Origin of the sequence: Phenylobacterium sp., assembly GCF_035309685.1 — a bacterium.
In the GTDB taxonomy this organism is placed as follows: domain Bacteria; phylum Pseudomonadota; class Alphaproteobacteria; order Caulobacterales; family Caulobacteraceae; genus Phenylobacterium.
The window spans coordinates 97,392-115,293 of record NZ_DATGEX010000014.1; the positions used below are offsets into that span (position 1 = coordinate 97,392).

The 17,902-nt window shown below is 68.5% G+C and carries 14 protein-coding genes; 2 read left to right on the forward strand and 12 right to left on the reverse strand.

Annotated features, from left to right (window positions below; translation table 11 throughout):
* Nucleotides 1-15: 15 nt before the first annotated feature.
* Together VKQ35_RS03735 and VKQ35_RS03740 are read right to left on the reverse strand one after the other, a co-directional pair.
* Entirely contained in the window at nt 16-669 is a 654-nt protein-coding gene (locus VKQ35_RS03735; protein WP_324358712.1) for a hypothetical protein, read from the reverse strand.
* A gap of 104 nt (nt 670-773) precedes the next feature.
* A complete protein-coding gene (locus tag VKQ35_RS03740) occupies nt 774-3,254 on the reverse strand; it encodes a TonB-dependent receptor (protein WP_324358713.1) in 2,481 nt (826 codons plus the stop codon).
* A 640-nt stretch (nt 3,255-3,894) separates the two neighbouring features.
* On the opposite strand from VKQ35_RS03740, the gene VKQ35_RS03745 reads away from it, so the two are divergent.
* Nucleotides 3,895-4,053, forward strand: a complete 159-nt coding sequence (locus VKQ35_RS03745) for a twin-arginine translocase TatA/TatE family subunit (RefSeq protein ID WP_324358714.1) — start codon at nt 3,895-3,897, stop codon at nt 4,051-4,053.
* Here VKQ35_RS03745 and VKQ35_RS03750 read toward each other — a convergent pair.
* The 6 genes from VKQ35_RS03750 to VKQ35_RS03775 all read right to left on the reverse strand — a co-directional run bounded on the left by VKQ35_RS03750 (nt 4,050) and on the right by VKQ35_RS03775 (nt 10,541).
* A complete protein-coding gene (locus VKQ35_RS03750) occupies nt 4,050-4,991 on the reverse strand; it encodes an ABC transporter substrate-binding protein (protein ID WP_324358715.1) in 942 nt (313 codons plus the stop codon). The genes VKQ35_RS03745 and VKQ35_RS03750 overlap by 4 nt on opposite strands.
* A 3-nt stretch (nt 4,992-4,994) precedes the next feature.
* Nucleotides 4,995-5,531 (reverse strand): hypothetical protein, encoded by a 537-nt coding sequence (locus VKQ35_RS03755; protein ID WP_324358716.1) that lies wholly within the window; start codon nt 5,529-5,531, stop codon nt 4,995-4,997.
* Nucleotides 5,532-5,586: 55 nt separating this feature from the next.
* Nucleotides 5,587-6,255, reverse strand: coding sequence for a hypothetical protein (locus VKQ35_RS03760; protein WP_324358717.1), 669 nt, complete (start codon nt 6,253-6,255; stop codon nt 5,587-5,589).
* A 133-nt stretch (nt 6,256-6,388) separates the two neighbouring features.
* The gene (locus VKQ35_RS03765; protein WP_324358718.1) at nt 6,389-8,683 is read right to left on the reverse strand and encodes an ATP-binding protein; all 2,295 of its coding nucleotides are present in this window, start codon (nt 8,681-8,683) and stop codon (nt 6,389-6,391) included.
* 20 nt (nt 8,684-8,703) lie between these two features.
* Nucleotides 8,704-9,306: a methylamine utilization protein gene (locus VKQ35_RS03770; protein WP_324358719.1), complete on the reverse strand. Its 603-nt coding sequence runs from the start codon at nt 9,304-9,306 to the stop codon at nt 8,704-8,706.
* 122 nt (nt 9,307-9,428) lie between these two features.
* Nucleotides 9,429-10,541 carry an aspartyl protease family protein gene (locus VKQ35_RS03775; RefSeq protein ID WP_324358720.1) on the reverse strand — a complete coding sequence of 371 codons (1,113 nt, stop codon included), beginning with the start codon at nt 10,539-10,541 and terminating at the stop codon, nt 9,429-9,431.
* 405 nt (nt 10,542-10,946) lie between these two features.
* Between VKQ35_RS03775 and VKQ35_RS03780 the strand changes: the two genes are divergently transcribed.
* Nucleotides 10,947-13,775 carry a TonB-dependent receptor gene (locus VKQ35_RS03780; protein WP_324358721.1) on the forward strand — a complete coding sequence of 943 codons (2,829 nt, stop codon included), beginning with the start codon at nt 10,947-10,949 and terminating at the stop codon, nt 13,773-13,775.
* Between the two features lie 265 nt (nt 13,776-14,040).
* Here VKQ35_RS03780 and VKQ35_RS03785 read toward each other — a convergent pair whose 3' ends face one another.
* The 4 genes from VKQ35_RS03785 to VKQ35_RS03800 all read right to left on the reverse strand — a co-directional run bounded on the left by VKQ35_RS03785 (nt 14,041) and on the right by VKQ35_RS03800 (nt 17,516).
* Nucleotides 14,041-14,820 carry a response regulator transcription factor gene (locus tag VKQ35_RS03785; RefSeq protein ID WP_324358722.1) on the reverse strand — a complete coding sequence of 260 codons (780 nt, stop codon included), beginning with the start codon at nt 14,818-14,820 and terminating at the stop codon, nt 14,041-14,043.
* Nucleotide 14,821: 1 nt separating this feature from the next.
* Nucleotides 14,822-15,787, reverse strand: coding sequence for a hypothetical protein (locus tag VKQ35_RS03790; protein ID WP_324358723.1), 966 nt, complete (start codon nt 15,785-15,787; stop codon nt 14,822-14,824).
* A 4-nt stretch (nt 15,788-15,791) separates the two neighbouring features.
* Nucleotides 15,792-16,367, reverse strand: a complete 576-nt coding sequence (locus VKQ35_RS03795; RefSeq protein WP_324358724.1) for a cytochrome c — start codon at nt 16,365-16,367, stop codon at nt 15,792-15,794.
* A 702-nt stretch (nt 16,368-17,069) separates the two neighbouring features.
* A complete protein-coding gene (locus tag VKQ35_RS03800) occupies nt 17,070-17,516 on the reverse strand; it encodes a CBS domain-containing protein (protein WP_324358725.1) in 447 nt (148 codons plus the stop codon).
* Nucleotides 17,517-17,902 lie beyond the last annotated feature (386 nt).

Here is a 17,902-nt window from a genome sequence, read left to right on the forward strand (position 1 = left end):
CGCCGTCCGGATCACTCAGGACGCCGGCGGCTGGCCGTTTTCACCGACCAGGATGGCGCGCGCCATGAGCAGGCCGTCGGGGCCGCGTGCGGCGCGGACCTCGACGGCGATGCCGGCCTTGACCTGGGTGCGATCGACCAGGCTCATCTCGCGGATCGCCACGTTCGCCGGCAGCACGAGGTGACGAACGCCTTGGCCGCCGATGCCGCTGTAGATGACGTCCATCTCTCGCCCGCGGGGCGTCGAGGCGACCTCGGCCGTGACGGTGCCGTTGGTCATCATGGTCCCCGGCGCCTCGCCAGCCATGGGGAAGTGGCCTTCGCCGAGGCCTTTGAGGGCCGGCGCGAACACCCGGAACTCCGTCGACACGCCGCTGCCGTCGGGCTGGTTCACATTGGCGGTGGCCACGAAGCTGCCGGGCTTGATCGCGCTGGGGTCGATCTTGCGCAGCCGCAGGACCCGCGCGTCGTCGGCGACGGCATAGGTCGTGACCATGCCATGGGCGTCTTTCACCGTCAGGGTCTTGTCGTTGAAGCCGACGACAACCCCCGCCGCGGGCGGCGCAGGGCGCACGGCTCCGGCCGGTGGCGCGGATTGGGCGAGGGCGGAGCCGGCAAGGCCGGCGGCGCCGAGCCCCAGGGCCAGGGCGGCAAGAAGGATCTTTCGCATCGAAACTCCAGGAGATGGAAGCAAGCCGTGGGCGGCTTGCGCAGGTGACGGTTGGGACGAGGGCCGAAGAGGGCGGTCCGGCGCGCGCCGGACCGCCCTGGCCGCTATTCGAAGCGGACTTTGAACGTGGCGCCGTAGAACCGCGGCTCACCGGGGAAGGCGTAGTAGTTGTTCATCCCCGGGTTGGCGGCCGGCGGCGTCGAGAAGGTCTGCAGCACCCCGTCGAAGGCCGTCTGCTTGTAGAACTGGTTGAACAGGTTGGTCCCCCAGACGCTGAACTCCAGCCGCTTGTCGTGGGTGGTGACGCCCACGGACCCGTTCACCAAGGCAAAGCCCGGCTGGTTCTTGTTCGGGTCCTCGTCGGAGCCGATCTGGTAGCTGGAGCTGTATTTGGCGTCGACGTTGACGAAGCCGTCCCACCCCTCGGTCACCGGATGCTTGTAGCTGCCGCCCAGGGTGATGGACCACAGGGGCGCGTAGGAGAGGCGGCTGCCCGGGAGCAGGAAGAGTTCGCTGCCAGGCGCCTGCAGGACGGCCTTGTTCTTGGCGTCGCTGGGGTAGGTGGTTTCGGCGTAGGTCACTCCGCCGTTCAGGGTGAGGTCCGGGGTGACGGCGAAGGCGCCTTCGAGTTCGGCGCCGCCGGTCTGGGCTTCGGGGATGGTGAACTCCACGAATTGCGTGCCGGTGAAGGCGTTCAGCTGGTGGTCGCGATAGCTCTGGAAGAACAACGCCGCGTTCAACGCCAGACGCCGGTCGAGCCACTGGGTCTTGGCCCCCAGCTCATAGGCGTTGACGTTTTCCGCCGGGAACGAGGTGTCGGTCTGCGGCGCCAGCGAGGTGTTGGGCGCCCCGCCCGGGCCGAACGGGGTGGTCACCTCGGCCAGGTTGAAGCCGCCGACCAGATTGCCCCGCGAGTAGGACCCGTAGACCATGGCCTCGTCATTGAATTTGTATTGCAGCTTGGCCGTGCCGGTGAGCGCGCCTTCATCGAGGCTTTGGGTGGTGTTCAGTCCCTTGAACGCCGGGTTCACCAGGCAGGCGGTGCCGAAGATCGCCTTGGAGAAGTTGCCGAAGGCCGAGAACGGGATCGGCGTCGGGCTGCCGGTGGCCGCCTGCAGGACGTTCGCACAGGTGTTGGCCGTGTCATTGTTGGCGTATTCGGAATTGAGATCCTTGTGCTCCCAGGTGTAGCGCAGCCCCCCGATCAACGAGAGCTGGTCGGTGAGCTTGAACTCCTCCTGGGTGTAGATCGCTTCGGAGTGCTCACGCTGGTGGAAGGTATCCATCGCGCCTTCTCCGGCTGGGAAGCCGTTGGCCGGCAGCGCTCCGGCGCTGAGGACGTTCAGATAGGGGCCTAGCGCCGGGCCGTTCTGCAGGAACACGCCGTTGTCGAGGAGCTCGTGGGAATAGAAGAAGCCCACCTGCCAGTTCAGCCGCGCGGTGGAGCCGCGGTACTGCAGCTCCTCGGAAAATTGCCGGAAGCGCGTGAAGTTGGTCGCCGGGTTGGTGTCGATGATGTCGGCCAGGGTCCCGTCGGTATCGCCGCCGGTGTTTTCCTTCGAGTCCCGATAGGCGGTGATGGAGGTCAGCACCGCATTGCCCAGCCAGGGCGTCTTCCAGTGGCCCTCCGCCGAGATCCCCTGGTCGGTGATCAGGTCGAGCGTCGAGCGGTTCAGGAAGGCGGTGTTGTTTCGGGGGCTGACCGGATTGGGCACCGTGCCCGGGAACACTTCGTTCTGCACGGTGGCCGGTGAGCCGTTCTGGTAGTCCACGGCCACGCAGCAGTGGTCACGGCGGCGGCTGTAGTCGGCGATGAAATTGACGTCGAGGTCGTCGGTGAAGTTGACCAGCAGCTGGTCGCGGGTGGTGAAGACGTGCTCGTCGTTCTGGTCGGGGATGTGGGTCGTAGGCGCCTGGACGACCGGGATATAGCCGTCGCGCTCGCGGTCGGCGACGTAGAGGCGGATGGCGACCTTGTCGGCTACCACCGGGCCGGTCAGCGACACCGAGCCGCCGTAGCCGTTGTAGTTCTGCACCGTCGCTTCGCCGAGCGCGCTGTAGGTGAACGAGGGCCGCTTGGTGGTGATCTGGATCACGCCGGCGATGGTGTTCTTGCCGAACAGGGTGCCTTGCGGCCCCTTCAGGATTTCGATGTCGTTGAGCTCGCCCAGGTCGTTGAACGAGACGCCGTTCCGGGGCCGGTAGATCCCGTCGATGTACAGGCCGACGGCGTCTTCCAGGCCGGGGTTGTCGGCGACGTTGCCGACGCCGCGGATGCGGGCGATCGTCGTGCCCTCGCTGCCGTTGGTGGTGGAGGTCAGGCCGGGCGTCAGGGTCACCAGGTCGGACACCGACCGGACATTGTTGGCCTCAAGCTTGGCCTCGGTCAGCACGGTGACCACCACCGGTACGTCCTGCAGCCGTTCCGAGCGCTTCTGGGCGGTGACCACGAGTTCGCTGACGGCGTTGGAGTCGGCGGCGGCGGCCAGCCCCGGCAAGGTCTGGGCCTGGGCGAACGCCCCGCCCGCCGCCATCGTCAAGGCCAGCCCCGAAGCGCAGCCGAACACGTACTTTTTCTGCAACATGGATTTCCTTGTTTCCTCTGTCCCCGACGGCCGCCCGCATCGGCGGGCGCCCGCCGGGGCGTGACCATCCCGTCCGCGCGAGCGTCTCGGACCACGCACCGGGCGCCCCGGCGCCAGACGTCCGGGTACTGCAGTTAGACCCGGGCTTACGGCGGTTTATTCCCGGCCCGGGCGCGCGCTTGGGGATAGCTGCTTGCGGGCGAGACGGGCCGGGCCTGGCGCGTGGAGGCGGCGGCGGGCCGGCGGGAATAAGTCGGCGGGCTGGGGCGTCTCAACTACTGAGACTTGCGATCAGGATATGCCGTGCACCGCCTTCAATCGCTCAGACCGCCGACCCTCGCCGCCCTGACCGGTGGTCTTCGCATGGACGGCTGAGCGTCCGCCTAGTCGGCGCGCCCGCTCAGCGGGCCGCCCTCGCCCTTCTGGCCCGGTGGCCTCCTCCGCCCGGCCAGAACGCCGTGCAGCCTTCCCGCCCCCCCAGGCAGGCGCACGGTTCTACCCGGGACCTGCCCCATGTGGGTCCTTGTCGGGAACGGGCGGCGCCACTGCCCCCACCCGGCGCGACGCGGGGCGCCGAACCAGTCCTTCCGGCGTCCCGCGTCTTTTTTCCACCCGGCCGCTTTCAGGAGACTTCGACGCCATGGGCGCGCTTTCCATCTCGCATGTTCTGGCGGTCGCCGCCGTCGTCACCCTGCTGTTTGGCGGGCGCGGGCGAATCTCCGGTGTGATGGGCGACGCCGCGAAAGGCCTCCGGGCCTTCCGGGAAGGCCTCAAGGACGAGGCGCCGCGGGATACCTAAGCGACCGCCGCCACCCGCCAGCGCTCGCCCACCGGCCCGGCGACCAATGATCGCGCATCCACGCACCGGTCCAGAATCTCGGCCACGATCTCGGCGGACTCCACCAGCCGCGGGCCAGGGCGGTTGAAGTAGTGGTGACCGTCGACGGCGAACACGCGCCCGGCCCTCACCGCGCTCAGGTCGCGCCACTCTGGCCGGGCGCGCAAGGCTCCCATCTCCGCCAGGGTCTGGCCGATCCGGTAGCCGCAGGGCATCAGGATGATGACGTCAGGATCGGCGGCGGCCAGGGCGTCCCACTCGAGCCACGGCGAATGCTGGCCGGGCGCCGCGAACAGCGCCTCGCCGCCGGCCGCGTCGATCAATTCGGGAACCCAGTTGCCGGCCGCCATCAGCGGTTCGATCCACTCGATAGCCGCGACCCGGGGCCGCCAGCCGCGCGCGGCGCCGCGCACCCGGATCGCCTCTAGCCCGGCCTGTAGCCGCCCGACCGCTGCCTCGGCCTCGCCCGCGGCGTCCACCGCCGCGCCGACCCGGCGCAGGTCAGCCCAGACGTCGTCCAGATTGTCCGGGGCCAGCGACAGCAGGGTCGGCGGCGCGCCCACCCAGTCGCAGAGCGCCTCTTCCAGGTCCGCCGGCGTCACCGCGCAGACCGCGCATTGCGACTGGGTCAGCACCACGTCCGGCTTCAGCGCCCGCACCAGGGCGGCCTTGACCTCATAGACCGACAGGCCCTGGCGGACGATCTCCTGCACCCGGTCTTCGATCTGGCGCGAGGTCAGGCCTTTTTCGAGCTTGGTGGCCGTGCAGACCGGCAGGGCCTCCACGAACGCCGGGAAGTCGCACTCGTGACTGCGCCCCACCAGGCCCTCGCCGCGCCCGACCGCGACGGCGATCTCGGTGGCGCTCGGCAGCAGGGACAGGATGCGCGGACCGGCCATCCCTTAGATCAGGCTGAGCGCCGGCGCGGCGCCGAACAGGCGGGGCGCGCGCCAGGTCAGCAGCAGTTGGACCGCGGCCAGGCCCACCAGCCAGAGCACCTCGTTGAGCGCGATCTGCGCCACGATGGCCGGGGTGAAGGTCGAAAGCCCGCCGCCGGCCAGGCCCCAGACGGCCATCAGGCCCTCATAGGCCGCGAAGCCGAGGACGAAAGCGCAGGCCAGCCGGGCCGCCGACAGCCGCCCGCGCGCCAGGACCAGGCTCGCCGCCAGCATGGCGCCCAGAGCCGCGCCCAAGGCCGCGGCGCCCCAGCCGAACGAGCTGGCGTTGGCCGGGAAATGCAGCACCGCAAAGCCGATCGCCTCATTGGCCGCCCAGGCGGCCGCCAGGGTCATCGCCGCCTGGCGCCGCGTCATGGTCGCCGCCGACATCACCGCCAGCGCCACGAAGGGCATCATGCAGGACGCCGCCAGGCTGCCGGCCACGGTGGCCACGGCCAGCACCAAGGCCCAGGCGAAACTCACGGTCGTGCGCGGTGTCATGACGGCTCCCTCGTTGCACGGCTAAGTCGCACAAGACTTCCCCTGGGTGAAGCCGTCACGCGGCCCGGATGGCGCAATAGCCGAAGCCGTCGCGAGCCTCGCGGCCGCCCACCTCGATCGGGATCGGGCGCGCGAAGTTGGGGCCGTCGAAAACGAAGGTGTGGAACTCGCCATTCTCGCCGCACGGATCGACGCCCGGCGGCAGGTCGGCGACCAGCGCCGCATCCAGTTCCCGTCCTGCGAAACTCAGATCGAGCCGGGCGAGGTCGACGCAGCACAGCACCGGGCGGAAACCATAGGCCGCGCACTCTGCGGCGAAGGCGCGGGTCTCGCGGCCCCAGACCGGATAGATCGGCGCCATCCCCAACCGCGCGCAGAGGGCGTCGCGGTAGGCGCGGATGTCCTCCAGGAACAGGTCCCCGAACGCCACTGTCCCAACGCCCGCGGCCCGTTGGGCGGCGAACAGGTCGCCGATCGCCGCCTCGTACTCGAGGTTGCTCGGCCGGCTCGGCAGCACCACCTCGTGCAGCGGCAGGCCCAGCGCCGCGGCCTGACGGCGCACCAGATCGCGCGGCACGCCGTGCACGCTCACCCGGTCGGCGTCGCCCGCCACCATGGTCATCAGCCCGGCGATTTCGCGGCCGGCGCGCTGCAGCTCGTGCAGCGCCACGGCGCTGTCCTTGCCGCCGCTCCAGGACATCAGGATCGGCTCGGCCGCCGCCATGGTTCGCTCCCGCCACACCCCGCCTCCTCTGGCCCGGAAGCCCCCCGGTTGCAATCGGGCCGCGTCCCTGGCCGATGCGCTGGTCCGCGGGCGGGTCGGCCGACGTCGCCGCGCGGCCTTGGCCGAATTGATATCAGGCCGCGGAGCCGACGGCCTCCGGCTCCGCGGGGGACGCCAAAGCCTGGTCGATCGCGTTGAGCAACGCCAGGATTTCGATCGGCTTGGCGATCACGTCGTCCATCCCTGCCGCGGCGTACTCCGCCACCTGATGCGACATCACGTTGGCCGTCACCGCCAGAATGGGTGTGCGTTCGAGGCCGCGAGCGGCTTCGAGCCGGCGGATGGCCAGGGTCGCTTCGACCCCGTTCATCTCGGGCATCTGGCTGTCCATCAGGATCACGTCGTATCGGGCGCAGCTGAAGGCCTCGACCGCCGCGCGGCCGGTCTCCACAAGAGTCAGGTCCACGTCGAGCGTCGCCAGCAGCGAGCGAAGGATCAGCTGATTGGTCGGGTTGTCCTCGGCCGCCAGAATCCGCAGCGGTCGTGTGAGGTCGCCGGGGTTGGCCTGTGTGACGCTGTCGACGTCGCTTGCCGCGGCGGTTTCGCGTCTGACCAACGGCAACTCGAACGCGAAGGTCGAGCCTTCGCCCTCGCGGCTCTCAAGGCTCAGAATTCCGCCCATCAGGCTGACCAGATGGCGGCTGATCGCCAAGCCCAGTCCGGTGCCGCCGAAGCGCCTGGTGGTGGACCCGTCGGCCTGTGAGAATTTCTCGAAGACGGTCTCGAGCTTTGCCTCGGGGATTCCGATCCCTGTGTCGGTCACCCGGAAGCGGACTCCATCGGCGACGCCCTCGACCGAGACGGTCACCGCGCCGGCGTGGGTGAATTTCACGGCGTTGGAGATCAGGTTGGTCAGCACCTGGCGCACACGCAACGCGTCTCCAGACCAGAGACCGGCGGCTGTGGGATCGACATCCACCTCGAACTGCAGACCCTTTTCCTCCGCCAGGACCCGCAAGGGATCGCAGGCGGCCGCGATCGTCTCGGCCAGGTCGAAGTCATGGGTGTCGAGTTCGATCTGCCCCGCCTCGATCTTCGAGAGGTCGAGCAGGCTGTTGAGGATGCCCAGCAGGCTCTCGCCGGAGCTCTGCAGCACCTTCAGGTGGTCGCGTTGCGCGCCCTGCGCCTCGCGCGCCATCACCTGGGCCATGCCAAGGATGCCATTCAACGGGGTTCGGATCTCGTGGCTCATGTTGGCGAGGAATTCGCTCTTCGCCTGGCTCGAGGATTCGGCCTTCTGCCGGGAGTCTTCGAGGGCGTGTTCCCGCTCGCGTATGCTCTCGGCCATGATGTTGAACGACCGCGCCAGGGCGGCGATCTCGTCGGCGCCGTCGACCGTCACCTGGGCGTCCTCGCCGCGCTCCATCCGTTGCGCGGCGTCGCGCAAGGCCAGCAGGGGGCGGGTGACGCTGCGGGCCAGCGCCCAGCTGCCAGCGGCTATGATGCCGAGGCTCAACACGCCCAGCGCCAGGATCTCGCCGAGCAGGGCGCGGTAGGGCGCAAGCGCCTTGGTCAGGGGGTACCGCAGGACCAGGACCGCCGGCGCGTCGGTCATCGACGGCAACGGCCGGAAGACCTCCATGGTCTGTCCCAGCCGCACGACGCCTTGCGGCCGGCGCGCCGGCGCGCCGGCCGCGCTGGCAAGGAAGCGGCCGATCGCCTGGCTTTCCTGGCTGGATGCGGCCCCGGCGCGCGAGCGCCAGCTGTTTCCCGACCAGGTGAGGACTTCGGGTTCGAGCGGGATCGCCGACAGCTGACGCAAGGAGGCCATTTCCCGGTCGTCGAGGCGGACGGCCAGCACCAGCCACCCGACCAGCTGTGGCGCCAGGATCGGCATGGCGACCGCCTCATAAGGGGTCCCGGCGCTTGTGAAGACGCCTGAGGTGCGGTCTTGTTGCGTGATGGCCGACACGACGCCGGCGTCCAGCGTCAAGGGGGTGGCGCCGCCCGCGGAAATCACCTGGCCGTCGCGTCCGACCAGGAAGGCGGCGTCGCTGCCCAGGCGGCCGTTGAGATTGCTGAGCGCCGACTGGACGGTCGCGCGGTCGTGGGTGGCCACCGCGCCGCGGAATCCGAAATCCTTCGCCAGCAAGCGCGCGCCGCTTTCGAGCGACGTCGTGCGCATGACCCAGTTGCGGTCGAACACCGTGCCGCTGGAGCCCAGCTCGGCGCCAACGATCCGTTGGGCGTTGCGGCTCGCGGCCACGTACATGACCGCTAGGATGAGGGTCAGGGTCACGACAAACAGCCCGGCGTAGAGGACCGTCAGCCGCGTGCGCAGCCGCCCGAAGGCGGGGGGCGACCAGGTGGCGCGGCGGGGGCCTTGGACGTCGGCGGCGCCTGCCGTCTCCTGCGGGGAGGCTGTCATCTCGGAGAACTCCTCAGGCCTCAGTTCATGTGCATCGGGGCGGGGCGGACATCCATCTGCAGCGCCAGCGACGCCGCCCCGCTGGCCGGCACGACGATCCTGCGCACGCTCTCGCCGTTCGCCGTGCGGCTGTCGGGATGCCACACCGTGACCGTGGCCGGACCCGGCGGCAGATCGCGGATGACCGCCGCGCCGCCCGCCAGGGTCTTGGCCGCGTAAGGCGTGTCGACCACACGGATATAGGCCAGCATGGTGTCGTGGATGTCGCAGCCCAGCGGCACCACACCGGGCTTGTCCAGCCGCACGACCCTCGTCATGTCGCGGCCGTAGAGTTTCAGCCGAAACGTCTTGGCCTCGGAGTAGGAATAGACTGTGTGCTTCACGCCGTCGAAATTGGGGAAGGACACCTCCGCGCCCACGGGCACGATCAAGACATAGGGCGAGAATTTCAGGTCGCGCTGCGCCACCTCGTAGGCCCAGGAGAACTTGATGGGCGCGCGGGGCACGCCGGCGAGCGGCCGAACCATGACCACGGCGTCGGCGACGGGTTTGCCGTCGCGCGCGGTCACCGAGACCGCCAGATCGTGCGCCCAGGCCGGGTCGGCCGCGAGAGCCGGCGCCATTAGGAGGGGCGAGGCGCATGCGCCGAGGCGGGACCAGGACATGGGAGACTAGACCCCTGAGCCCGGCGGTTTATTCCCGCTGTGGCGTCACCTCATGGAGGGCGCGCGCGCCACGGTTCAAATCAGTAGTAGTCCGCGAGGATCAGCGAGACCGCGCGGCCATCGGCCAGGCCGAGCGCCAGCCGGGCGCCTCCGGCGCGCGCGCCTAGCCGGGGACGGTTCGCAAGGAAGCCGCCATCGAGGATCTGACCGTTCACCGAGGTGATCGCATCGCCTGGCCTGAGGCCGACCCGGCTCGCCGGGCTGCGCGGCGCGACGAAGGCGATTTCGAGCCTGTCTCCGGCCCGCGTCACGGCGAGTCCGGAGCGGTCTTTGCCGAAAGGACGCGCGATCCGCCGGGCGGGGGCTTTCATCCACAGCCGGTCGCGCGGCGCGCAGAACGTGAGATCGAAGCGGGCGAAGATCGGCAGGCCGATGACCGCCGGGGCCTTGGCGGTCCAACTGCTGGGAATCCGCGTCGGAACCTGACGCAGCACGACGCCTCCCACCTCCAGGCTGGGGAGGGTGAAGACGGTATCGACGCCGACCCCCTCCGCGCCGACGCTCATCGACCGGGAAAGGGGGCGGCCTTCGAGGAGCCGGTGCTGCGCGGCGAACTCGGCCGACATATAGAGCGGGGCGTCGTTGCCGAGGTCGGCGACGGCCTCCAGGGCCACGCCCTTCCCCAGGGAGGCCGGTATCAGCAACCGGCCAAGCTCCGGCTCGCGGGTCAGGGGGATTTCCGCGAAGCCCGGGTGCGGCATCAGGGTCGACGGCTCCGCCACCAGCATCCGGTCGGCGCCGAAGTCGAAGCTGACGGCCGCCCGTCCGAAAAGATCGTTCCCCAGCACCACCCCGACGGGGCGGCCGTTGATGGCGCTCAAGGCTCCGAGATCGAACAGGGACGCTTCGCGCATCGTGATCGCCAGGTTCTGCAGCTGCAAGTGGACCGGACCGCTGGTGCGGCCCTCGACGCGGCCGGTCAGGCCCACGCTCACTGTGTCGCCGAGCGCCGCGATCCCGCAGCGCGCCGCCGTCGCGGCGTCGATCACGGTGCGGTCGACGCCGGTGTCGAGTGTGATTTCGACCGGAACGCCGTTGAGCGCGCCCCAGGTGACCACCTGCCGGTCGTCCGGCCGCTCAAAGCCGAACCAGCCGCTGCTATACGCGCCGTGCGCGAAACCTAAGGCGGTCATCGAGCCTCCGTCCGGAACCGGGTTGGGGCATGCAGCCCTCAGTGTGGGACGCCCCAGGGCCGCGACTTATTCCCGAACGCCCGCCGCGCCGCCGCCGGCTTCCAACGCCTCCCGACGGCGAAAGCCCTCGATTATGTCGGACTGAACGCTCCAATCATGATCAGTATAGTTCCAATTGTAACCTCGAAGAATTTGGCGAGATGTAATTAAAATCACACGAAGCCAGCGTATATGGCGTGGCAGATTTGCAATCACGCCAATAGTTGTTTCCCATATCACCCATGTATGCTTGACGAAGCTCCAGGGGTCCGGCAGGGGAAAAGAAAAAATCATCGGAGTCCTGGCCTGCGGGCCCATGGGAGGTTCAAGTTGCAGACAAGAAGTCGTCTTTTAGCGTCCGGCGCAGTGCTGTTCGCCGTCGCCCTCGGAACATCGGCTCAGGCTCAGACGAAGCCCGCCACGACCGCCGCAGCATCGGCCGCGGCCGGCGGCGGCAGCACCATCGAGGAACTGGTGGTCACCGCCGAAAAGCGCAGCCAGAGCCTGCAGGACGTGCCGGTCGCCATCTCGGCCTTCAGCTCGAAGAACCGGGACCTGGTGGGGATCAACTCCATCCAGGACCTGACCAACTTCACCCCTGGCCTGAACTATTCCTCGGCCAACGACCGCAACTCGATCCGCGGCGTCGGTCGTCTGACCAACTCCCACCCCATCGCCAACGCCGTCGCGCTCTATGACGACGGCGTCTTCAGCGCCTCGACGGTCCCGGCCGGCAAGACGCCGATCTTCACCGATCGCGTGGAAATCCTGCGGGGCCCGCAGGGCACCCTCTACGGCCGGAACTCGATCGGCGGCGCGATCAACGTGATCTCTGTACGCCCAACGGAAGACCCTTACGCCGAGGTGCGCGCGACCCTCGCCAACTATGGCCGGACCCTGCTGGAAGCCGCGGTCTCCGGCCCCCTGGCGCCCGACCTGCAGTACCGCCTGGTCGGCAACTGGGAAAAGCAGACCGAGGGCTACTTCAAGAACGTCGTCCCCGGCAAGCCTTCCGAAGGCAATGTCATCGACCAGTGGTTCCTGGAAGGCCAGCTCCAGGCGAAGGTCAACGACAGGCTGGACCTGTGGGGCAAGGTCGACCTGACCGGCTGGAACAACGGCGGCGGCGGCCCCGGCGCCCGCAACGGCTATACGGCTGCGCCCTTCAACTTCGGCGAGTTCGGCGCGCTCAACCCCAACGCCGGCTTCGCCTGCGCGCCGGGCGGCGTGGTCAGCAATGTGGTCAACACCTCGCCGCTCGGCTGCACCAACCCGGCTTCCACCGATCCGCGGAAGTTCGCCTCGAACTTCGCGCAATCGGTTTCGCTGGACGAAACCTATGTCATCTCGGTCCAGGCGACCTATCACTTCGACAACTTCGACCTGAAGTACGTCGGCGGCGGCAGCAACTATCACTACAAGCTGGAAACCGATAACAGCGGCAGCGACGGCTCGATCAGCTCGTTCACCATCAACCCGGCGTCCTTCAACCCGCTGCTGCCGGTCGCCTCGCAACCTTGCCCGGCGATCAATCTCGGAACGCCCCACGGCTGCGCGGGCCTGACGGTGTTCCCGACCAACATCCAGACCTATCAGGAAAACTTCCTGAACTTCAGCCACGAGATCAACATCGCCTCGACGGGCAACGGCCCGTTCCAATGGCTGGGCGGCCTCTACTACTATAAGGAACACATCGTTCAGCCGGTGTTCCAGTCCCTGCCGCAGCAGCCTCAACTGGCCGCCGCGCTCCCGAACGGCCCCCTGGACTTCCAAAACCGCATCTTCGACGACCGGCCGGACATGCAGGACGAGTCCTACGCGGTGTTCGGCCAGATCGACTGGAAGTTCACCGATACCTTGAAGACCACCATCGGCCTGCGCTGGAGCCACGACCGCGAGTTCGGCACGGAAGCGGCCCGCTTCGTTTGCTTCGCCACCACCGCCTGCACGGTGACGCCGCAGTTGCTCGGCCAGTTCACGCCGGCAGTCGACATAACCAGCTCGCAGTTCCCTACGGCCAGCGTGCCGCCCGGCGTCGTGCCAAACGGCCAACCTGGTGGCGTGACCTTCACGCCTGACGGCTTCGCCCACCGCTCCTACGACGGTTCCTGGTCGGCGACCACCGGCACCCTTGGCCTCGAGTGGGATCCCGATCCGGGCACCCTAGTCTACGCCCGCTACAACCGCGGCTACAAACAGGGCGGCTTCCAGGTCGGCGCCGTCGCGTCGGTTGGCACTCCGTTCGTGGAGACCAACCCGGAACACCTGAACGACTACGAAATCGGCCTGAAGAAGGACTTCTTCAACCGCACGCTGCAGACCGACATCGCGGTCTTCTACTACGACTACGAAGGCCTGCAGGCGCCGCTGACCGTGGTGAACAACACCGGCGGCCTGGCGCCCTCCCAGAACATCTTCCTCAATGTGCCGAAGTCCTACAGCGAGGGCGTGGAGTTCGAGACCACCTGGGCCCCGATCGACAAGCTGCGCATCCTGTTCAACTACTCGTTCAACCCGACGGGCATTAAGAGCCTTTCGGGCATCGTCGACCCCACCGATCCCCTGGCCCAGCAGCCGGGCGCCAAGCCGCTGACGGCCCTGCAGGCCTGCTCGGGCACGGGCACGACCGCCACGGCGGCGAACCCGAACCCGAACCCCCTGTGTGACGTGAGCACCGGCTTCGTGCAGCGGCCGCAGAACCTGAAGGGCAACGTCCTGCCGAACGCGGCGCGCAACAAGGTGGCGCTGAACATCCTCTACACCTTCGAGACGGAGCGGGGCTCGGTGATCCCGTCGGTCAGCTACACCTGGCGCGACAAGGAGTACGCGAGCATCTTCAAGCGCGACTACGACGCCGCCCCGTCCTGGGATCAGGTGGACGGCCGCGTGACCTGGAAGCCTACGGACGGCCACTTCACCGTCATCGCCTATGTGAAGAACCTGTTCGACACCCTGGGCTACGACAGCGGCGTGACCGGCACCCGCAACACCGGCGTCTTCCCGCTGTCGACGATCGCTGCCGCGCCCGGGCTGATCACGCCCGGCGCGCCGTCCGTCGTCGGCAACACCAACGGCGCCGTCCCGGGCCTGTCGCAAAGTGGGCTGCTCACCGGCTTCGGCCCCGGCGGCATCACGCGCAACTACGCCCTGACCCCGCCGCGCACCTTCGGCGTGGAGTTCCAATACCGCTTCTAGGCCACAGCGATCGCCGGAGCTTCGGGGGGGCGCGTCCGCAAGGGCGCGCCCCTTTGGATCGTGGCTAGAATCCGCAGGAGGCAACTTAGATGGGCCAGCGCACGCGGGCGCCCATCCGTCCGTTCGCTCGCTCACGGCTGCGCCGTGCGCTGTGCTTGGGCTGTCTCTCCCGCGGTCTCGGCCGGGCCGCGCCGCCAAGCCCGCCCCAGAACTCCACCCTTTCGAGGTGGCCAGCCATCCGAAGCCAGACGACCGAGAAAGCGGTTCAGATCAGCGTCACAGGCGCGCTCAGGGTATATCCCGAGCCGCGGATCGTTCGGATGATTTGCATCGCCGAACTCTCGCGGATCTTACGACGCAGGCGGCTCACCTGGACGTAAACGGTGCGGTCCAAGACGTCGGCGGCCGCCGTTCCTGTCGCCTCCAGCAGTTCATTTCGGCTCAAGATCTGCCGTGGTCTTGCGGCAAGCGCTAGGAGCAACGCCATTTCCACAGGGCTCAGGGCGGTGATCGCGCCGAGGGGGCTATGAAGGTTGCGGTGTCGCGTTTCCAGTGTGAAGCCGTCTATCCGGTGGCGCCGCCCGGCTTCGGCCGAGACGCCGCTTCGCAGCCGCCGGCGAAGCACGGCTCGAATTCGCGCGAGCAACTCGCGCGGGCTGCAGGGCTTGACGAGGTAGTCATCCGCGCCAAGTTCCAGGCCGAGCACGCAGTCGACCTCTTCCGCCGTGGCGCTCAGAAGGATGACGGCAGGGCCTCCGGGCGCCGTCAGCCGCCGGCAGATCGAAAAGCCGTCCTCACCGGGCAAGGTGACCTCGAGCACCACGAGGTCGGGCCACCCGAGGTGAAGGCATTGTTGCATCGAGGCGCCGCCGGCCGCGCAGCAAACCTGAAAGCCCTCGCACGTCAGGTACTCGGCAAGCCGGTTTCTCAGCGGTTCGTCGTGGTCGACAATGAGGATCGTCGGCGGACCTGAAGCTTGAACTCCTGAGCCAAGGTTGCAAACGGCCGCGAGGCTCGTGCGATCGCACCGGACAGGCTGGGACATGTCAGCCGGCGGGCGAGGGGTGGCTGTCGTCAGTGGCCCTGCGCACCGCGCTTGCGATGGTGGCCCGCTGCTGCGAGCCCAGCGCGCGAACCTGCACGGAATAGAGGGCGTGCAGCAGCGCGAAGTCCTGCCGGGTCGTCGTTTCCGGCCGGTCGGCGCAATCCTCGGCCAACCGATTCAGGATCGTCGGGATGGTGTTGCATTTTTCCAGCCCCTGCCAGCGGGCCAGGGCCAACACCGCGACGTAGTCGGCGATGACCTCGATCCTCTCGTCCGCCAGCTTGCGGGTGTCGGCCAGGATCAAGCTGTGAACGATTTCGCTGCTCAGATCGGCGCCGAGCCGGCTGCCGGGACGGCCCGAGGGCCGGTCGCCGCAGGCGCCGTCGTCAACAAGGAAATTCGACGGGCAGGAGGCCGCGCCGTCAATCCAGCTATTGCCGACCGTGTCGCGGGTGCGGGTGACGTACCAGGCCTGTACCGGCCGATCGACCGCGGTCAGCCTTTTGAACTGCGACGGGAAGTGGAAGCCGGTCAGGAGATCGCGGCGCTTGGCGATGTCATCGAGCTGCGCCTGGGGCTGAGGGGAGAAGATGATGTGGATATTCGGCTTGCAGTCGCCATCGGCGACCGGCGCCTTCACCTGCCGGGCCACCTCGGCAATTCGCTGGGCGATGAATTGGCCGGAATTGGGCTCGAGGCCGATCACCTTGACGCAGACGCCGTCGCGGAAGCGGGCAAGCTGGTTTGACGGACCCTCCGGCAGATGCTCGCGGACGAATTGCGCTGTCGGATCGGCCAGGGGGGCCCGTCTCTGGGAGGCTTCCACCGTGACGTCGCCGATCGTAGATGAAGCCGGCGCTTTACCAGGTTCAGGACCAGGCGAAGCGGCTGAAGCCGGCGCCGCGGCCAGGAGGCTCGCGCCGGCGACCACGGAGAGGGTCAGATGGAGCCTCGCCACAACGCCCATCGGACTATTTCGCGGCCGCCGCCGCTGCTCCGGCCGCCGCCGCTGCTCCGGCCGCCGCGGCCTGGTACTGCGCCGGGTCCATATCCGGCATCTTCTTCAGGAAGGCCACGATGTCCCAGAGCTCGTCGTCGCTGTGGGTGCGGCCCCACGACGGCATGGCGGTCAGCTTGATGCCGTGCTTCAGGATCCAGAATTCCTGGCTTGGCGTCAGGTCGGTGCCGTAGGCGAGCGGCGGCGGCTTGGGATAGAGGCCCTTGCTCAGGTCGGTCTTCTTCATTTTCGGCGCGAGGTGGCAGCTGGTGCACAGCTTGTCGTAGAGACCGGCGCCCGTGGCGATCCGGCTTGGCGCGGCCAGGTCGGCGGGTGGTGCGATCCCGCGGGCGCGAACCGCGATCGAACGGTCGCGCAGCTGGCTGATCGCCCAGAACACCGGCTTGGTGTGCGGCGCGTCGGCGCCGATGTCGTAGACGCCGTCATAGATGAAGAGCGCCGCGCCCGCGGGAATCGCCAGCACCACGACCACCGCAAGAGCCACCCAGAGGAGGCGACGGCGAAGACCGGTCAGTTTGCGCTCGCTCATATCGAAATCGCCCCTCCCAAGGCAACGGTGGCGGCCGCATCAGTGCGCCCGCCCTCGCCATCTAGACCCGCGGCGCGGGGCCTTTATTCCCAGCCGGTCGGGAGGCGCAGGGGTCGGGCAGGGCTCAATTGGCGCGGGAGAGACCGCAATTCCTGTGATGGCGGCGCATCGGGAATAAGTCGGCGGCGCCGGGTGTCTTCCCTAGTGAGTATCGCATTGGGGCCGAGACCTTGAGCCACGTCGACCACTTCGAACCGTCATCGGGTTCCTGCCCCAACGCCGCGCGCCAGCGGTCACCCGACCGATCGCTGAGACCGCACCTGGCCCGGTCCCGTCCCTACATCCGAGCCGGGTAGGGCGCGGGGCGCCCATTAGAAGCCAGCCGGGCGTCCCGCGTCATCCTCTTCAACGATCTCTCCGATCGTCCGCCAATCTGGTCCGCTCGCCCCCAAAGCTCTTGGACCAGACGACTGGCGCGGGACTCCTGTCTACCCCAGGGGAGTCCCGCGCCTTTTTTCTGACCTGTGACCTCAACCGTCGGATCGTTCGGCGCGTCCACGGGAATTGGACATCGACCGTGTGTGATGGCGACGACCCCTGGGCGCCCGGACGCGCCGCGGAGGTGAGCGATGCGGGGCCCCGAACGGACCTTCGCCCAGTAGGCGCCGGGCCCGCCCACCGGCGGCCCGACGCCTGGGCCCGCTAGGCGACCGCTGGGACCGGCCAGCGGGCGATGTCCTGCAGCACTTCGTTCTCGGCGATCTTTTCGGTGAGGCGCGCCTTCACCGTGTCACCGAGGCTGATCAGGCCGACCACCCGTCCGTCGTTCAGGACCGGCAAGTGGCGGACGCGCTGCTCCGTCATGATCGTCATCGCGTCACGCACGCTGTCGGTCAGTCCCACGGTGGGCCGGTTGGCTGGCATCAGTTCCGCGATCGGCTCTTCAAGCGCGTACCGGCCATGGTCGGCCACGGCCACAACGATTTCGCGCTCCGAGAGCACCCCCTTCAACTGGCCGGTGGCTGTGAGCACGACCAGCGCGCCGACGCCGCGCTCATGCATGACCCGCGCGGCGTGGTGGATGCGGATGGTATCCACGACGGTGATGACGATGTCGCCCTTGGTCTTGATCAGGTCCTGCACGCGCATGGCGGCTCCTTCGCTGGTTTGAGGGCCGGGCGAGAGATCTGCGACGCACGAAGCCCATCCGGAGATGAGCGCCGCCCGCGTCCAGGCTGCAGAAGCGGCCGCCAGGCGCCTGACATAACGACCACCGCGGCGTGGGTTCTATTCCCGGGGCCGCCCGGCGGACGCCGCCGGCCGAATGTCCTGCGGTCACTCGCTGACAGGGACGCGGCCGACCCCTTGACCCCTCGCGAACCGTCGGCGCGCGCGCCGAACGCCTCGGACCTTCGATCGGCGCAGGCGCCAGCCGATCTCCGCCATTGCGTCCCGACGGCCACAGTCGCCTGCAGGGCTTCTGTCTGGCGGGAGACGCCGCTTCGCCCCGGCGGCGACGCCACGAACCACGGCCG

Excerpts from the sequence above, each read along its gene's own strand:
- VKQ35_RS03735 (WP_324358712.1), bottom strand. The coding sequence starts at position 669 with ATGCGAAAGATCCTTCTTGCCGCCCTGGCCCTGGGGCTCGGCGCCGCC.
- VKQ35_RS03740 (WP_324358713.1), bottom strand. The coding sequence starts at position 3,254 with ATGTTGCAGAAAAAGTACGTGTTCGGCTGCGCTTCGGGGCTGGCCTTG.
- VKQ35_RS03745 (WP_324358714.1), top strand. The coding sequence starts at position 3,895 with ATGGGCGCGCTTTCCATCTCGCATGTTCTGGCGGTCGCCGCCGTCGTC.
- VKQ35_RS03750 (WP_324358715.1), bottom strand. The coding sequence starts at position 4,991 with ATGGCCGGTCCGCGCATCCTGTCCCTGCTGCCGAGCGCCACCGAGATC.
- VKQ35_RS03755 (WP_324358716.1), bottom strand. The coding sequence starts at position 5,531 with ATGACACCGCGCACGACCGTGAGTTTCGCCTGGGCCTTGGTGCTGGCC.
- VKQ35_RS03760 (WP_324358717.1), bottom strand. The coding sequence starts at position 6,255 with ATGGCGGCGGCCGAGCCGATCCTGATGTCCTGGAGCGGCGGCAAGGAC.
- VKQ35_RS03765 (WP_324358718.1), bottom strand. The coding sequence starts at position 8,683 with ATGACAGCCTCCCCGCAGGAGACGGCAGGCGCCGCCGACGTCCAAGGC.
- VKQ35_RS03770 (WP_324358719.1), bottom strand. The coding sequence starts at position 9,306 with ATGGCGCCGGCTCTCGCGGCCGACCCGGCCTGGGCGCACGATCTGGCG.
- VKQ35_RS03775 (WP_324358720.1), bottom strand. The coding sequence starts at position 10,541 with ATGACCGCCTTAGGTTTCGCGCACGGCGCGTATAGCAGCGGCTGGTTC.
- VKQ35_RS03785 (WP_324358722.1), bottom strand. The coding sequence starts at position 14,820 with ATGTCCCAGCCTGTCCGGTGCGATCGCACGAGCCTCGCGGCCGTTTGC.
- VKQ35_RS03790 (WP_324358723.1), bottom strand. The coding sequence starts at position 15,787 with ATGGGCGTTGTGGCGAGGCTCCATCTGACCCTCTCCGTGGTCGCCGGC.
- VKQ35_RS03795 (WP_324358724.1), bottom strand. The coding sequence starts at position 16,367 with ATGAGCGAGCGCAAACTGACCGGTCTTCGCCGTCGCCTCCTCTGGGTG.
- VKQ35_RS03800 (WP_324358725.1), bottom strand. The coding sequence starts at position 17,516 with ATGCGCGTGCAGGACCTGATCAAGACCAAGGGCGACATCGTCATCACC.